General features: G+C 48.2%; 16 protein-coding genes. 4 read left to right on the top strand and 12 right to left on the bottom strand.

What is annotated here, in order from left to right; all coding sequences use genetic code 11:
* Positions 1 to 1,440 carry a CsiV family protein gene (locus ACXAH4_RS09445; protein ID WP_474881650.1) on the top strand — a complete coding sequence of 480 codons (1,440 nt, stop codon included), beginning with the start codon at positions 1 to 3 and terminating at the stop codon, positions 1,438 to 1,440.
* 20 nt (positions 1,441 to 1,460) lie between these two features.
* Here ACXAH4_RS09445 and ACXAH4_RS09440 read toward each other — a convergent pair whose 3' ends face one another.
* Positions 1,461 to 2,831 carry an SLC13 family permease gene (locus ACXAH4_RS09440; protein WP_119501591.1) on the bottom strand — a complete coding sequence of 457 codons (1,371 nt, stop codon included), beginning with the start codon at positions 2,829 to 2,831 and terminating at the stop codon, positions 1,461 to 1,463.
* A gap of 199 nt (positions 2,832 to 3,030) precedes the next feature.
* Here ACXAH4_RS09440 and ybaK point away from each other — a divergent pair, with 199 nt between their 5' ends.
* Positions 3,031 to 3,516 carry a Cys-tRNA(Pro) deacylase gene (gene ybaK / locus ACXAH4_RS09435; protein ID WP_474881648.1) on the top strand — a complete coding sequence of 162 codons (486 nt, stop codon included), beginning with the start codon at positions 3,031 to 3,033 and terminating at the stop codon, positions 3,514 to 3,516.
* 11 nt (positions 3,517 to 3,527) lie between these two features.
* Here the strand turns inward: ybaK and ACXAH4_RS09430 are convergent, their stop codons facing one another.
* The 8 genes from ACXAH4_RS09430 to thrS form a co-directional block, all read right to left on the bottom strand.
* Positions 3,528 to 4,106 (bottom strand): hypothetical protein, encoded by a 579-nt coding sequence (locus ACXAH4_RS09430; protein ID WP_474844381.1) that lies wholly within the window; start codon positions 4,104 to 4,106, stop codon positions 3,528 to 3,530.
* Between the two features lie 119 nt (positions 4,107 to 4,225).
* Complete coding sequence (gene ihfA, locus ACXAH4_RS09425) at positions 4,226 to 4,525, bottom strand: integration host factor subunit alpha (protein WP_070123303.1); 300 nt, start codon at positions 4,523 to 4,525, stop codon at positions 4,226 to 4,228.
* A 3-nt stretch (positions 4,526 to 4,528) separates the two neighbouring features.
* Positions 4,529 to 6,916, bottom strand: a complete 2,388-nt coding sequence (gene pheT, locus ACXAH4_RS09420; protein ID WP_474851296.1) for a phenylalanine--tRNA ligase subunit beta — start codon at positions 6,914 to 6,916, stop codon at positions 4,529 to 4,531.
* 12 nt (positions 6,917 to 6,928) lie between these two features.
* Positions 6,929 to 7,909, bottom strand: coding sequence for a phenylalanine--tRNA ligase subunit alpha (gene pheS, locus ACXAH4_RS09415; RefSeq protein ID WP_119501595.1), 981 nt, complete (start codon positions 7,907 to 7,909; stop codon positions 6,929 to 6,931).
* Positions 7,910 to 8,173: 264 nt separating this feature from the next.
* Positions 8,174 to 8,530: a 50S ribosomal protein L20 gene (gene rplT / locus ACXAH4_RS09410; RefSeq protein WP_070123306.1), complete on the bottom strand. Its 357-nt coding sequence runs from the start codon at positions 8,528 to 8,530 to the stop codon at positions 8,174 to 8,176.
* A gap of 18 nt (positions 8,531 to 8,548) precedes the next feature.
* Positions 8,549 to 8,746 carry a 50S ribosomal protein L35 gene (gene rpmI, locus ACXAH4_RS09405; protein WP_012518091.1) on the bottom strand — a complete coding sequence of 66 codons (198 nt, stop codon included), beginning with the start codon at positions 8,744 to 8,746 and terminating at the stop codon, positions 8,549 to 8,551.
* 116 nt (positions 8,747 to 8,862) lie between these two features.
* A complete protein-coding gene (gene infC, locus ACXAH4_RS09400; RefSeq protein ID WP_119501596.1) occupies positions 8,863 to 9,402 on the bottom strand; it encodes a translation initiation factor IF-3 in 540 nt (179 codons plus the stop codon).
* A 77-nt stretch (positions 9,403 to 9,479) separates the two neighbouring features.
* The gene (gene thrS / locus ACXAH4_RS09395; protein WP_474851294.1) at positions 9,480 to 11,396 is read right to left on the bottom strand and encodes a threonine--tRNA ligase; all 1,917 of its coding nucleotides are present in this window, start codon (positions 11,394 to 11,396) and stop codon (positions 9,480 to 9,482) included.
* A 207-nt stretch (positions 11,397 to 11,603) separates the two neighbouring features.
* Here thrS and ACXAH4_RS09390 point away from each other — a divergent pair, with 207 nt between their 5' ends.
* Together ACXAH4_RS09390 and ACXAH4_RS09385 are read left to right on the top strand one after the other, a co-directional pair.
* Complete coding sequence (locus ACXAH4_RS09390) at positions 11,604 to 12,539, top strand: fructosamine kinase family protein (protein ID WP_474844385.1); 936 nt, start codon at positions 11,604 to 11,606, stop codon at positions 12,537 to 12,539.
* Entirely contained in the window at positions 12,539 to 13,564 is a 1,026-nt protein-coding gene (locus ACXAH4_RS09385; protein ID WP_474881646.1) for a DUF3080 family protein, read from the top strand. The genes ACXAH4_RS09390 and ACXAH4_RS09385 overlap by 1 nt, the downstream gene beginning before the upstream one ends.
* A 26-nt stretch (positions 13,565 to 13,590) precedes the next feature.
* Here ACXAH4_RS09385 and ACXAH4_RS09380 read toward each other — a convergent pair whose 3' ends face one another.
* From ACXAH4_RS09380 to ACXAH4_RS09370, 3 genes are all read right to left on the bottom strand, one after another.
* On the bottom strand, positions 13,591 to 14,211 hold the full coding sequence (locus ACXAH4_RS09380; RefSeq protein WP_474844387.1) for a CAP domain-containing protein: 621 nt from the start codon (positions 14,209 to 14,211) through the stop codon (positions 13,591 to 13,593).
* Between the two features lie 121 nt (positions 14,212 to 14,332).
* On the bottom strand, positions 14,333 to 14,881 hold the full coding sequence (locus tag ACXAH4_RS09375; RefSeq protein WP_474881645.1) for a YaeQ family protein: 549 nt from the start codon (positions 14,879 to 14,881) through the stop codon (positions 14,333 to 14,335).
* Positions 14,882 to 14,995: 114 nt separating this feature from the next.
* On the bottom strand, positions 14,996 to 15,622 hold the full coding sequence (locus tag ACXAH4_RS09370; protein ID WP_474881643.1) for a CPBP family intramembrane glutamic endopeptidase: 627 nt from the start codon (positions 15,620 to 15,622) through the stop codon (positions 14,996 to 14,998).
* Positions 15,623 to 15,790: the final 168 nt, after the last annotated feature.

Here is a 15,790-nt window from a genome sequence, read left to right as displayed (position 1 = left end):
ATGAAACGGGTAGTCGCTTTAGCAGCAGGACTTCTTTTAAATACCGCTTCACCAGTATTTGCTGCTGATGACTGGTGGTTTGATGTGGAAGTGATCATTTTCGATCGTAACCTCAGCATCAGTGAGCTCAATGAGCAATTTGCTGAAACACCACTGGCTCAGTCTGTGGCTGAATTAAATCTGATTGACAACTATCTTCGTCCTGATATCAGTTACATTAAGCAAGGTCTCGCCACCTGTGGTGTGCCCTCCTCCCCTTTGTGGATGGATACACCGTCACTGGAAGACATTCAGGCTGACTATGCGCGCTGGAAAGCCTCGCAGTCACTGTTAACAGAGAATACCGGTACAGGCGCTGATAACACAGGGTTGTCAGACAGCAGTCCATCTGATTTTAGCTCAGCAACGGACTTATCTGATGAAACAGAACTGTCTCAGCAGAACCGCGAAGATGCGCTGGCAGAAGCGTTCAGCGAAGAAACCGGCAATGACGGGTTCTCATCTGCTGAAATGGCCGTTGCAGACGAGGAACCGCTTACGCCGGCTGTTGAACCTGTCACAGATTCAGAAATCGCTGAGTACTGGATTGCTTTTTCCGGGATCAATACGGTTACACCCGTCACTGTTCCCCGTTTCAGCTACTGTGAACCGCCGCGGGACTGGTTAAGCTGGCAAAATGGTGAATGGCAGACTTACAAACCGGATAATTCTCTTCCGGCACCGGATGTTGTGCCGGAGTTTCTTGACGGCCGGGATACAGAATTCGCCCGGTTTGCACACTTGCTGCCTTATAACAGTCTGGAACTGACTAAACTTTCACGGCAGATCCGGCAGACCCGTGGCTTGAACCGTATGCTTCATATTGCCTGGCGTCAGCCGGTGAAGTTCGGTGAACAAAAAGCTGCAGCCATGCGGATCATCGCCGGCGACAATTATGCAGACAGCTTCACAATGACCGGTGAAGCTATTAAACCGGAGTTACCGCTACCCGTCGAACAGGCAGAGTCGGAGACACAGGAAGATTTAACGCTGACACAGGATGATTTCTTTACGCAGTTATCTTCACGTCTGAACCGCGCCGGCAAGGTGAGTTTTGACGACATGATGGCAGCGGGACCTGAACACATCATGCAGACAGATACAGCACAAAATACGACTGTCGCACAGGCTAACGAAGGCCTTACTCCTGCCATCTGGAAATTAGATGGTTTTCTGAAAGTGTATCTGAAATATATTAACCGGGTACCTTATCTGCACATCGACAGTGAGATGCAGTACCGTCAGCCGGTAACGACGGGAGAGAGCGAAAACGGGCAGCCTGAATTTGAATTGCAGGCGGTGCCTTTTCATCAGGTACGCCGGGTGATCAGTAAACAAATCCACTACTTTGACCACCCCATGTTTGGCATGATCGTGCAAATCAGAAGACATCAGCAATAGCTGATGTCTTTTAACGGCAGCTAAAGGCGTGTGACAATGACCACGCCGGTGACCACAAATGCCACCAGTATATTCAGAATGGTGCCCTCTCTGACCATTGTCTGCATATTAATATGACCACTGCCATATACAATTGTATTTGTCGGCGTGGCAACCGGCATCATAAACGCGCAACTGGCACTGATAGCAGCAGGCATCATTAACACGACAGGGTCGAGGTCGAGGGCAATAGCTGCACTGGCCAGAATTGGCATCAACAATGTAGCTGTGGCCGTATTGGAAGTCACTTCAGTCACGAAGCTCACTGCAAGACACAGCACCAGGATCAGCAACATGACCGGTAACACCGATAAACTGGTCAGTGCTTCTCCCAGCACCACACTCAAACCTGATACAGTGAAAGCTTTAGCCAGACAAATACCGCCGGCGTAAACCATCAGCAGGCCCCAGGGGATCTGAGCTGCAGTATCCCAGTCGAGGATTTGTCCCGGCTTTTCCTTATTGCCGTCCGGAATAAGGCACATCATTACCACACCGGCCATGGCGATAGTACTGTCACTCACATTCGTCATGCCCAGCCACTGTGTCCAGAACGGCCGGAAAACCCAGGCCAGCGCAATAATTAAAAATGAAATCAGCACCCGGCGCTCAGCCGGTTTCCAGTCACCGGTGTCCGGTAATACCACCGTGGGGATCTGACCAAGATGACGTGTAAGCCATAGCGCCATCACCGGAATAGCCAGTATGACTACCGGAATACCGGTTTTCATCCAGTCCAGAAAGCTCAGCTCAGTGCCGGTAGTTTGCTGATACACACTCATAAAAATGATATTCGGCGGCGTACCAATTGGTGTACCTACCCCACCGATACTGGCGGCGTAGGCAATCCCCAGTAAAATGGCTGATGCCAGACGGGGAGAATCCACAGAGCTGATTATCGCCAGTGCAATGGGCAGCAGCATCAGCGTAGTCGCAGTATTCGATATCCACATACTGAGAACCGCAGAGGTAAGCATAAAACCGAGCACCAGCCGCTTAGCATTTGAGGCCCCGGTAAGCTTCAGCATATAAACTGCCAGCCTGCGGTGTACGCCGGATTTTTCCAGCGACTTGGACAACATAAAGCCGCCCATCAACAACAAGATAACGTGGCTTCCCAGCGCCGATGAGGCTTCCTGATAGGTCATCACTCCCGCCATGGGAAAGGCAAAAAACGGAATAAGAGACGTGACGGGAATAGGTAATGCTTCGGTCATCCAGAGCATAGCGATAAGAATAGTAAGACCGGCCGTTAAACTCATGATCTGGCCGAAGTCATTACTCATCATAATGACAAAAATACTCAGACTTGCCAGTACTGACAAGGCAATAAAGCGTGATTTAACTTGCATACATACATTTCCGGGCGCGTGATGCACCGACTACGTGGTGAAAGAAACTGATGGCAGGCGTTTTCGCAATTGAGTCTTAATCCGGTTTATTTTTATTATTTGATTAAGTTAGCGCGTTGATATTGATATCATAAAAACCGGCATTGATGCAAAAATCAAAACGCACAAAACTCTTTTTATCTTCCTTAGTTGAGGCCCTATGACGCCGGCGATTAATCTTCTGAAAAAGAAGAAAGTGACACATCAGGTATTAAAATACGAACATGACCCCGCTGCGCCTTCATACGGACTGGAAGCCTGTGAAAAACTGCACCTCGATCCTGTAACGGTTTTTAAAACCCTGGTAGCAGAAACGGATAAGCAGCAATGGGTCGTCTGCATCATACCCGTGGAAGATAAGTTGAGCATGAAAGCTGTGGCGAAAGCAGCCGGCGCGAAAAAAGCAGCCATGGCAGCCCCTGCAGACGTCGAGCGGACTACAGGCTATATTTTGGGTGGAGTGAGCCCGTTGGGACAAAAGAAAAGACTACCGGTATTCATTCACCATTCAGCGCAGAACCTGGAGAAAATGCACGTCAGTGCCGGCCGCAGAGGGCTTGAGGTCGGTTTGAAACCGTCTGATTTAAGTGCACTGACCGCTGCAACATTTCACCCGCTGACCGTCAGCAGCGAAGATAACGGGTGAAACCATGCTGATTATTCGCCGGTACCCGGCCGGATAGCATCCCGCTCCCCGTTGTTTGCTCCGGCATAGCGTGACTGCCACATTTCTCTGGCTGCCTCACGTTCTTTCTCACCGGGTGCCTGTCCTGACGACAACGTGACAGCAATCTGCTCAATGATCTGATCCCGCTTAGTGATTAATGCCTCCACTTGCGGGAACAAATCTTTCGCTTCCGGGTACTTCACCTTCAGACTGCCGATGTCTTCAAGGGCATAGTAACGTTCTTCAAACTCATCATTAAACAAGCTGCGTTTGGCATTGAACTTTACGTATTCAACCGCCTGAGATGACGCAAGATACTGCATGTCAGTTGAACTCAGACCGGCCTGTTCCGCCACTTCCTGCGCCCGGTTCATCCATTTTTCAAGCGCTTCACTGTCACCATCAGCAACTGCCTGCTTTATTCCGGCTTCCAAATCAGAAGCATGAAGAATATCCATCACCGTAATTACCGGTACCGGGGCCTGTTCTGAAGAAGAATCGGACAGATAAATGAAATACCCCGCCACAGCAACAAGAATCAATGCTGCGAGGAATCCTGCTTTTTTCATTGCAACTCCTGCTAAATGCAATTTTAAAAACGAAAAAGGCAATACGCAGCGCGTATTGCCCTAACAAAGAACATCAATACCTGACAGATGAGGCACCGCTTACAGATGCCGTAACGACGTTACTCTGTCGGTGGCTTTGAGTTTTCAACCCGGCTTTTGAGCTTCTGGCCGGGACGGAATGTAACCACCCGTCTGGCTTTGATCGGAATATCTTCACCGGTTTTCGGGTTTCTTCCGGGACGCTCGTTCTTATCACGCAGGTCAAAATTACCAAAACCTGACAGTTTCACTTGTTCACCAGATTCTAACGCTTCCTTGATTTCCTCAAAGAAGGCTTCCACCAAATCCTTAGCGTCTTTTTTATTAATACCCAGTTTTTCGAATAAGTGTTCAGCCATTTCGGCTTTGGTCAATGCCATAATCTACTCTCTTAACGCTGCCCCAAACTCTGATTCCAGCCCTTTAACTACGGTGTCCACTGCTTGTTGTATTTCAGCTTCTTCCAAAGTTTTATCAGGATCCTGTAGTACAAGAGACAGTGCGAGGCTCTTATAGCCGGGCTCGACACCCTTCCCTTTATACACATCGAACAAGTTTAGGCCAACTAGTTGATTTACGCCAATTTTTTCTACGAAAGAAAGAATCGCTCCAACGGTAATTTCATCTTTGACCGTAATTGCAATATCACGACGGTTCGCCGGGAACCTGGAAATTGCTTTTGCCTGTGGCAAGTTACGCTCAGAAATTGCTTTAAGATCAAGCTCAAAGACGAAAACGCGACCATTTACACCTAACAGTTTAGTAAACTGTGGGTGAATTGCACCAACATAACCGATTGATTTGCCATTTAAAAGCACTTCTGCAGTCATACCCGGATGCAATGCGCTGTGTTCGCCTTTTACAAAGGTGACTGACTGCCCGCCGGCTTTGAGTGCCAGTAACGCTTCCACATCTCCTTTAGCATCAAAGAAGTCAACCGCACTGTCGTCGCTCAACCAGCTTTCGTCATAACGGCGACCGGCAATTACACCGGCAATCACCGGCTCCTGGCGCACACCCTGCGGCGCATCGCTGTCAGGAATAAAACGTAAACCAGTTTCGAACAATCTGACCCGCGCTTGCTGACGTTTCTGGTTGTAAGCCGTAGCCCCCAGCAATCCTGGCCACAGGCTTAAGCGCATAACCGACATATCCGCCGAGATAGGATGTGGTAATACCATGCCTTCCCGGGACGGGAATAAGCCACTTTGTACTTTGGGGTCAACAAACGAATACGTAATGGCTTCGACGTAACCCCGTGCAGTAAGTTCAGATTTAAAACGGGAAACCGGAATCGCTGACTCGCTGCTGTTCAGCAACTTCAGGCTGCCTTTCGGTGCCTGGTCAGGAATATTGTTATAACCGTAAACACGGGCCACTTCTTCAATCAGATCTTCTTCAATGGCAATGTCAAAACGGTAGCTTGGCGCTTTCGCTTCCCAGCCTGATTCCGTTACCGTGACATCCAGGCCCAGACGGGTAAGAATATCGGTCACTTTATCGTCAGCAATATCAATACCCAGCACACGGCTCAAACGTGCGCGACGTAATACCACATCAGAAGACACTGGCAGTGATGCCTCATTTACGGCTTCTACAACCGGACCCGGCTGACCGCCACAAATATCCAGAATAAGTGCCGTGGCTCTTTCCATCGCTTTACGTTGCAGCAACGGATCCACACCACGCTCATAGCGGTGAGATGCATCGGTATGCAAACCATACTGACGTGCACGACCGGCAATGGCATCACGGCTGAAGAACGCACTTTCCAGAAGAATGTGCTTCGTTTCTTCGTTCACACCCGAGTGCAGACCACCGAAAATACCGGCCATGGCCAGTGCTTTGCTGTCATCGGCGATAACCAGAGTGTTGTCTTTCAGCTCAACGGTGTTCTCATCAAGCAGAGTAAGTTGTTCACCGGCATGCGCAAGACGAACGTTGATATTGCCGTCAATGGCATCCAGGTTAAATGCATGTAACGGCTGACCCAGCTCCAGCAGAACGAAGTTAGTAACGTCTACGATAGGATCTATAGAACGGATACCGCAACGACGCAGCTTTTCTTTCAGCCACAGCGGTGACGCTGCTTTTACGTCAACGTTGCAGATAACACGGCCCAGATAACGTGGACACGCTTCAGGGGCGCTTAAGGTAATCGCCAGTTTGTCATCAATAGAGGCTTCCACGTCTTCGATAGCCGGCTCTGTCACATCAGTGCTGTTCAGAACGCCCACTTCACGGGCCAGACCACGAATACCCAGACAGTCCGCGCGGTTAGGTGTTAAATCGACTTCAATGATATTGTCATCGAGATTCAGATAATCGCGAATGTCCATGCCAAGCTCTGCGTCTGCAGGAAGCTCAATGATACCGCTATGATCCTCTCCCATGCCAAGCTCAGAAAAGCTGCAAAGCATACCGTGAGAAGGCTCGCCACGAAGTTTGGCTTTCTTAATTTTGAAATCACCGGGAAGTACTGCTCCGACTTTCGCTACTGCAACTTTCAATCCTTCGCGACAGTTAGGCGCACCGCATACGATGTCCAGTAATTCCTCTTCACCGACATTAATTTTTGTCACTCTGAGTTTGTCTGCATTCGGATGCTGACCACACTCAACTACCTTACCCACTACCACACCGGAAAATTCCGCTGCAACGGGCTCAACGCCATCCACTTCCAGACCAGCCATGCTAAGCTGCTCAGATAAGGCACCGGTAGAAACCTGTGGGTTAACCCACTCTCTTAACCACTGTTCACTAAATTTCATGATTGCTTTGCCTTAATTGAACTGCTTCAGGAAACGAAGATCGTTTTCGAAAAATGCGCGCAGGTCGTTAACGCCATAGCGCAGCATGGTCAGACGTTCAACGCCCATACCAAAAGCAAAGCCGGTGAATTCTTCAGGATCAATGTGTACCGCTTTCAGTACATTCGGGTGCACCATACCGCAGCCCAGTACTTCCAGCCATTTACCGCCTTTACGACGCACGTCTACTTCGGCAGAAGGCTCTGTAAACGGGAAATAAGAAGGACGGAAACGCACTTCCAGTGACTCTTCGAAGAAGTGTTCCAGGAAGTCATGAAGAATGCCTTTCAATTCAGCAAAGCTCACATTGCGGTCAACCATGAGACCCTCCACCTGATGAAACATCGGTGTGTGTGTCTGGTCGTAATCATTACGGTAAACACGGCCCGGCGAAATAATACGCAGTGGTGGCTTTTCCGTTTCCATGGTACGAATTTGCACACCGGAAGTCTGGGTACGCAGCATCACATCAGGATTAAAATAAAAAGTATCGTGATCAGCCCGTGCAGGGTGATTGGCAGGAATATTCAGTGCATCAAAGTTGTGAAAGCTGTCTTCCACTTCCGGTCCGGTTTTAACAGCGAACCCTAGCTGACCAAAAAAACCTTCGATTCGTTCAATCGTGCGGCTGACAGGGTGTATGTTCCCCGGCACTTCCTGACGACCGGGCGCTGACACGTCCACAGCTTCTTCAGACAGCTTTGCATTCAGTTCAGCGGCACGTAACGCTTCGCCCTTAACACTGATAGCCTGCTGAATTTGCTGTTTGGCCTGATTAATTTTTTGTCCGGCTGCAGGACGTTCTTCGTTAGACAGTTTGCCTAACCCTTTTAACAGGTCAGTCAACTTGCCTTTCTTACCCATAAACTCGACGCGCACATTATCGAGCGTGGCTGCATCTTCGGCAGCGTCAATCTGGCTTTGTGCCTGACTGATGATCGCTTCAAGCTCCATGTTATCCTCAATTTGGCATGGTAGTGGTGGAAAAACAGCGTTGCTGCTTAACCAAAAATTCTAAACCCGTAGTTTACACGACAGACAAAGAATACGGCTACCCTAAGAGGCTGAATATTCCAACATTTACAGGATTAATTTGCGATTTGAGCGCTTATTGCCAGAGGTGGCGAAAGAATGAAAAAATTTTTGCGCTGAAACGAAAAACGGCGAGCATCCTGCTCGCCGTTTCCCGAAAGAACTTAAACTTAATTTGTTAAAAAATTAAGCTAATGCGCCTTTAGCCGCTTCGACTAATGCGCTGAATGCTACCTTGTCATGTACCGCGATGTCGGCAAGGATCTTACGATCGATTTCAACAGACGCTTTCTTCAGACCGTTGATGAAACGGCTGTAAGAGATACCATTTTGACGAGCCGCAGCGTTGATACGCGCAATCCACAGTTGACGGAATTGACGCTTACGCTGACGACGGTCACGATATGCATATTGACCAGCTTTAGTTACGGCCTGTACTGCTACGCGATAAACACGTGAACGTGCACCGTAATAACCTTTTGCCTGCTTGAGGACTTTTTTGTGACGAGCACGTGCGATAGTGCCGCGTTTTACTCTAGCCATTAATCAGTCTCCTAAGTCTTATACGTAAGGCAGCATGCGCTGAACTAATTTAGTATCAGAGTCATGAACCAGTTTTTTGCCACGCAGGTGACGTTTACGCTTAGAGCTCTTCTTAGTCAGAATGTGACGTAAGTGAGACTGTTTGCTTTTAAAGCGGCCAGAACCCGTTTTCTTGAAACGTTTGGCGGCACCGCTTACAGTTTTCATTTTAGGCATTGCTAAAACTCCGCATTGTTTAATATCGGCTTTCAGTGTGCAGTCACTTATTGCCGGCTAATGTTTGCAGCAGGGTGTTTCAAAGGTGCAGATTCTCTGAAAACTTTAGACCACTACTACCTCTTAATTGGGGCAAGCACCATGATCATCTGGCGGCCTTCCACACGACGTGGAAAAGACTCGCAAGTAGCAATGTCTTCTAAATCCGTTTTAACACGGTTCAGTTGCTCAATGCCGATCTCCTGGTGGGCCATTTCACGTCCGCGGAAGCGAATCGTGACTTTAGCCTTATCCCCACTTTCCAGAAAGCGACGCAGGTTGCGCAGTTTTACCTGGTAATCGCCTTCATCAGTGCCAGGGCGAAATTTAATCTCCTTGACCTGAATTTGCTTCTGTTTTTTCTTTTGCTCTTTCTGAGCTTTACTTTTCTCGAAGAGGAATTTGCCATAGTCCATAACTTTACAGACTGGCGGCTCAGCATTTGGACTGATTTCCACAAGATCAAGAGTTGCTTCTTCAGCTGTCTGCATCGCTTCTGCGAGAGACACTACTCCAATCTGTTCGCCATCTTTACCGATTAATCGTACTTCGCGAGCACGGATTTCGTCGTTAATGCGGGCTTTATCGCCCTGAGCCTTATTATTAGCGCCTTTAATGTGCTAATCCTCCAAAAATTAAAAACTGATGCCCGCCAGTTTCTCATGCCAGCGGGCTGAATCTTATACACTCACCATTACTTAATGGTTTTCTCCGCAACTTCCTTTTGTGCCAGTTCGATGAAGGCATCAACAGACATTGAACCTAAATCATCACCTTTACGGGAACGAACGGCGATGTGCCCTGCTTCGACTTCTTTGTCACCACAGACCAACATATAAGGAACGCGCTTTAAAGTGTGCTCGCGGATTTTAAAGCCTATCTTCTCATTTCTCAAGTCAGACTTTACTCTAAATCCTGCATTCTGCAGTTTTTGTACAGTTTTTTGCACATATTCAGCCTGATTGTCGGTAATATTCATCACCACCATCTGCTGAGGTGCTAACCAGAGCGGGAAGAATCCGGCAAATTCTTCAGTAAGAATACCGATGAAACGTTCAAGAGAACCTAACACCGCACGGTGAATCATAACCGGAACACGACGCTCGCCATCTTCAGCAACATAAGTTGAACCTAAGCGGCCAGGCATAGAGAAGTCGAGCTGTACGGTACCACACTGCCATGCACGGTCCAGACAATCGTACAGGGTGAATTCAATTTTAGGGCCGTAGAAGGCACCTTCACCAGGCAACCAGCTGAATTCAATGCCTTTGCTGTCCAGCGCTTCCGCCAGTGCTTTTTCTGCTTTGTCCCAGATTTCATCACTGCCTACACGCTTTTCAGGGCGGGTAGACAACTTAACTTCGATTTTTTCGAAGCCGAACGCTTTGTAAGCGTCGTAAATCATGTCGATACACAGACCCACTTCACTGAGGATTTGTTCTTCAGTACAGAAGATGTGGGCATCGTCCTGGGTGAAACCACGTACACGCATCAGACCATGCAGTGCACCAGAAGGTTCATTGCGGTGACAACAACCGAACTCTGCCATACGCAACGGCAGGTCGCGGTAGGATTTCAGACCCTGATTAAAGATTTGCACGTGACCCGGGCAGTTCATCGGCTTAATCGCGTATTCACGCTTTTCCGATTCCGTGGTGAACATGTTTTCAGCGTATTTATCCCAGTGGCCGGATTTTTCCCACAATACGCGGTCCATCATCAACGGCCCTTTTACTTCGTCGTAGGAATAGCTTCGCAGCATTTTACGCACGAACTGCTCAAGCTCGGTGTAAATAGACCAGCCGTCGTTGTGCCAGAACACCATGCCCGGCGCTTCTTCCTGCCAGTGGAACAGATCCAGGGTTTTACCGATTTTACGGTGATCACGCTTTTCTGCTTCTTCCAGACGTTGCAGATAGGCTTTCAACTGTTTCTTGTCTGCCCAGGCTGTACCGTAAATACGCTGCAACATTTTGTTGTCGCTGTTACCGCGCCAGTAGGCACCCGCCACTTTCATCAGTTTGAAATGTTGACAGAACTTCATGTTCGGTACGTGAGGTCCACGACACATATCGATGTATTCTTCGTGGTGATACAAACCCGGGAAAGAATCCTTTGGAATGTTCTCGTCGAGAATTTCCATTTTATAGGTTTCGCCGCGGGCTTCAAAAGTATCCCGCGCTTCCTGCCAGCTTACGTTTTTCTTCACTACGTCGTAGTTAGTTTTAGCCAGCTCCAGCATACGCTTTTCAAGCTTCTGCAAATCTTCCTGCGTCAGGCTGTGTTCCATATCAACATCGTAGTAAAAGCCGTTGTCGATAGTCGGACCGATTGCCATCTTTGCATCAGGCCATAACTGTTTAATAGCGTGGCCGATTAAGTGCGCGCAGCTGTGACGGATGATTTCAAGACCATCTTCGTCTTTTGCGGTGATGATTTGCAGCGCTGCGTCAGACTCAATCAGGTCGCAGGCGTCTACACGGTCACCGTTAACACGGCCGGCAATAGTCGCCTTGGCGAGACCGGGGCCGATGTCAGCAGCAACATCCATTACCGAAACAGCAGAATCGAAAGCGCGCTGGCTTCCGTCAGGAAGTGTAATTACAGGCATGTTATATCCTTTACAGTGGTGACGCCTACTCTGCGCCACTTGCATTAATTTGTGGTGTACAGCGTCAAAATAACGCAATGAAAAAGTATTCAGATGCCTACCTGCATCTGACAAAAGAGACCGAATTATAACGGCTTAAATGCTGTGCGCAATGACACATTACTTTAATTGTGAATACAGCAGTTTTCGTTGCTGGCATTCACAGTAATGTTTGCCATAATTTCTCCATGGTTCACCTGGCGATCAATGACGTTTATTCCTATGTGGCATTTCATCTGCGAACATATAAGCGATGCAACACAGACATTTTTCAGTTACACAAAACGTGCAACGATCAGCGGCGGTGATACCCACTCTGCCTTTGTTATCAATGATGAAACCCACCGGTACTTTGTAAAAATCAACCCGCTGTTGAATGGCCATAAGCTGCGTTACGAAATGGACGGACTGAAGGCTTTATCCCGGTCCGGCGCGCTGTATGTACCCGCCGCAGTGTGTCACGGACAAATCGACGAAGATGACCAGCATTTTGAATATCTGGTGCTGCAACATCTCAAGTTGCGCCAGCCCGGCAAAGGCGAATGGTCTGTGTTCGGCGAGCGGCTGGCCACGCTCCACCGTACAGCCCTCGCCCAACAGTTTGGCTGGCACGAAGACAATTACATTGGTCAGACCCGGCAACACAATACGCTCAACAAAAGCTGGTCTCGCTTTTTTGCCGAAACCCGGATTGGCCTGATGATGGAAGATTGTGCCCGTCACGGGATTCGCCTCACCAATATTGATGTACTGGTGACACAAATCCATACGCTGTTAAAAGAGCATCATCCTCGTGCGTCATTACTGCACGGCGATTTATGGAGTGGCAATGCCGGTTTCTGTAAGTTCGGCCCGGTTATTTACGATCCGGCGGTTTACTATGGTGACCGTGAAGCAGATATTGCCATGACAGAGCTTTTCGGCGCGTTTCCACAGGAATTTTACGCCGGATATAACCAGACATGGCCACTGGATAAAGGTTACCGGAACAGAAAGCACATCTATAATCTCTATCATTTGCTCAATCATGCGTTACTTTTTGGCGGACACTATATACAATCGTGCAAAGAACAAATTTCCGCTATCCGGCAACCCGTTGAGTAATGCCAAAGACATTCCTGAAGATACTGTTGCCTGTTATCGCCGTCCTGATTTTGAATGGCTGCGGACTGGCGCCCCCGCTGACGAAAGACCTTGAAGAATACGCCTCCCGCCTGGCACGGGTGCTGAATAGCAGCTTCCCTGATGTGGGATCTGACACAACGCTATCCTATCCTTCCCGGCAAACGTTGTTTAATCCCCTTGAAGAGGCTGAAATAACCTTACCCGATTTTTATTCTATTCAGTCCTGTGAATTAGGTACGCTGGTAGCAGAACGGAACACCACGCTTGGAAAACAACAGGATGCCGCTGCGAGTTGGGTATATGAATCCGCGCTGGTAACGGCGCTGGAAAATTGTGTCAGAAAACTAAAACAAACGGATGAAAACCCGTCACTTGCCAACCGGCTGGATGAACTTCGGGCAATGAAAGCAACACAACTGCAGAAAGTGTGGGCGAACCTGATCCAAACCAGTACCGAAACCCGCCAGGCGTTCTCTCAGAGCAAGGAATTGATAACTGCTGATAGTAACCGCGATGCCGAAAGCGGTATTAATGCTCTGGCCTGGTTAACAACCCTGCCTGATGCAGGAAATGTCACATCAGAACAAATTAACGGGCAACTTAAAATTCTGGAATCATCCCGCATTCCGGCCAAAGTCTGGAAATCTCAAAAAGTCTTCTCGGCACATTTATCTGCTCTGAACCGCTTGCTCCCAGCTCCTCTGGCAGACATTAACTGTGATAACGGTAAAGCCTCTGAACAGGCAGAAATACTCAGAAATGTTTTTTATCTGTTCTTCATTGAACGCATACAACCTGCCGGCAGCCAGTTGAATCAGTACATGTATAAACTGCAGCCGGCACTGAATGCGCTTCAGACATCCCCTTATTTGTCTGAGGCATTCAAAGACTATTTAACTGAGCGTGAACTGGAGTTCCGGCAATACCGTGAGGTGATGGCAGAACATATCGGATTGTGGCAGCACTTCCTGGGACGTTGTAATTTATCGCCACAGGCCGGGTAATGTTACAGGGAATAAGTGTCCATCAGTCACTGTGGCGAAGACAAGTTAATTTCAGGTTTAACCTGCTGTACAACAAAAATGCCTTTGTCGGGTATAAATTCAAAGTCAGGCACCGGCAGATTGTCCGCCGCCTTCGTAACGTAAACAACCCAGTATTCCACGTGAGGCGCATGACGGTCGGAATAAAATCCTACGCCGATAAACTGCTGTTCCCGATAAAAATCAAGCTCACCGAGCAGGTGTTGGCGGTGAGACTTTGAGTCTTTAAAAGCACGCCAAACTGAATCTGGTGTTGTATAGCCGCCGGCAATAGCTTCCACCTGATTACCCATAACACCGCTATAATAGCGTGGCAGCGGAAAACCGATTTCCCGTAAGCGGCTGTTAGGACTGCCTCCCACATTGTGCATAACCATGCCAACCTCAGCCATGACCCGGGCTTTATCATCGGCGGCCTGGGCAAGCAGCGGATGACATTGAATGGAAGCGCGCTGCTGCAACGGGTCCTGCTGTATGAGTTTTGCCAGAGCAATGGCCTGCGGGCTGAAGCCGCAAGCCGTCACATCGTTGTCTGCAGTTTCTTCTGCCGGCATCACAGCAAAGGGCGTGAGTAACATGGTAAAGAAAATTGACCTGAATATTTGCAAATGCACTTCCTTATGAAAAGCCCATAAAACGGCGAAGCGTATCGTCTAACATATCGGGTCAGCCAAATCAGTCAAGCCTGAACGTCGAAAAACTAATGGCAGAGACGGGGCTGCCCTGCCTTTACATCCGCTGTTCTATTGATACTTCAACACTTTCTGTTAAACCGCCACCTTCAATATTAAGCCACATCTGGCCATCCTGAACGGTAACCTGAATTTGCATTGAACGCTGAACTGCGTTTGCAAGCCTGGTCACCACTGATTCAGGCAAGGTGAAAACAGATAAATTTTTCCGGCTCTGAAGTTTGTTTTGCTCTTTTTTCCACCACACTTCGAAACTGTTATCGGCGCAGGCGTAAATAAGCATTTGCCGGCTCTGATTACAGCCTTTTTTAATCCGTTGTTCTGAGGGCTGGCCCAGTTCAATCCACAGTTCAATTTCATCACTCAGGCTTTTTTGCCACAAATCAGGTTCATCATCATCAGATAAGCCTTTGGTAAATTGCAGCCGTTCATGGGCATTTGCGATAAATGCGATGATACGTAACATCATACGTTCATCGTTTTCAGAGGGATGACGGGCAATGGTCAGGTTGTGGTCGTTATAATAATTGCGGTCCATATCCGTTATGGATAGTTCTGCTTTGAAGATAGTCGCTTTCAGTGCCATGGGTTTTCCGGATAATCTGACGATGCCGGCAGCAAAATCACAGACTGCCAGACAATAATTTCCAGCTATCTTAACAGCTTATCCCATTGACAGTGTGACTTCTTTAACACGTCTTCAGGGAGGAGAAATCACCAGATAAGATCCAAGACCAATGGTGAAAATAAAGCTGCCCCAAATCGCATGCTCAACAACGACAACCGGTGTAGAACGCGTCTGCATATACCGGTAACCAAACAGCGCACCACCGAACCATGAAAGTACCATGGCAATCCAGTTACCATAAACCAGATGGACCAGTCCGAAAACGAAGGTACTGATCCCCCAACGCATCATTTTTGACGGCAAAATGGTCTTATAACGATGGAAAAAATACGTGCGGAAAATTATTTCCTGAGGGATCACCGAAACGATGGGATAGATCAGTAATGTCAGCATCCATAATTCAGGTTCGTTTAGTGGCCATTGCAGAAACAGTTCCGGCTTTATCAGATAAACCAGTGCGCCCAGCAGGCAGGCCCAGGGAATGAACAATTTTAATGTAGTACAAAGGTGAGTGAAAAAATCCTGCCAGTGCCACAATCTGAAACGCTTGAACTGTTTATCCGCGAGCAGTACAGCAAGGCAGGCAACACCGGTGAGCCCCAACAAAGGCATAAGGTATCCGGCGACCTGATTAACCCAATAGGCAATTGCCAGCGGTAACATAAAGAACAGCGCAATCATTTCCGCCCACAAACGCATCTGAAAAGCCCTTAACAAATTAATATGACAGTACCGTGACATTATAATGCTATTCGTCCCGTTATGGTGAAAAAATCAGCGTTTATTTATCAATAATTGGTATGAAAAAAAGACAGCAGAAACGAAAGAGGCCTGGCGGCATTACAATATCATCCAAGGCTGCTCCCT

The organism is Alteromonas sp. ABV2_168 (assembly GCF_056161165.1).
This window is presented reverse-complemented; position numbering and strand designations above follow the sequence as displayed.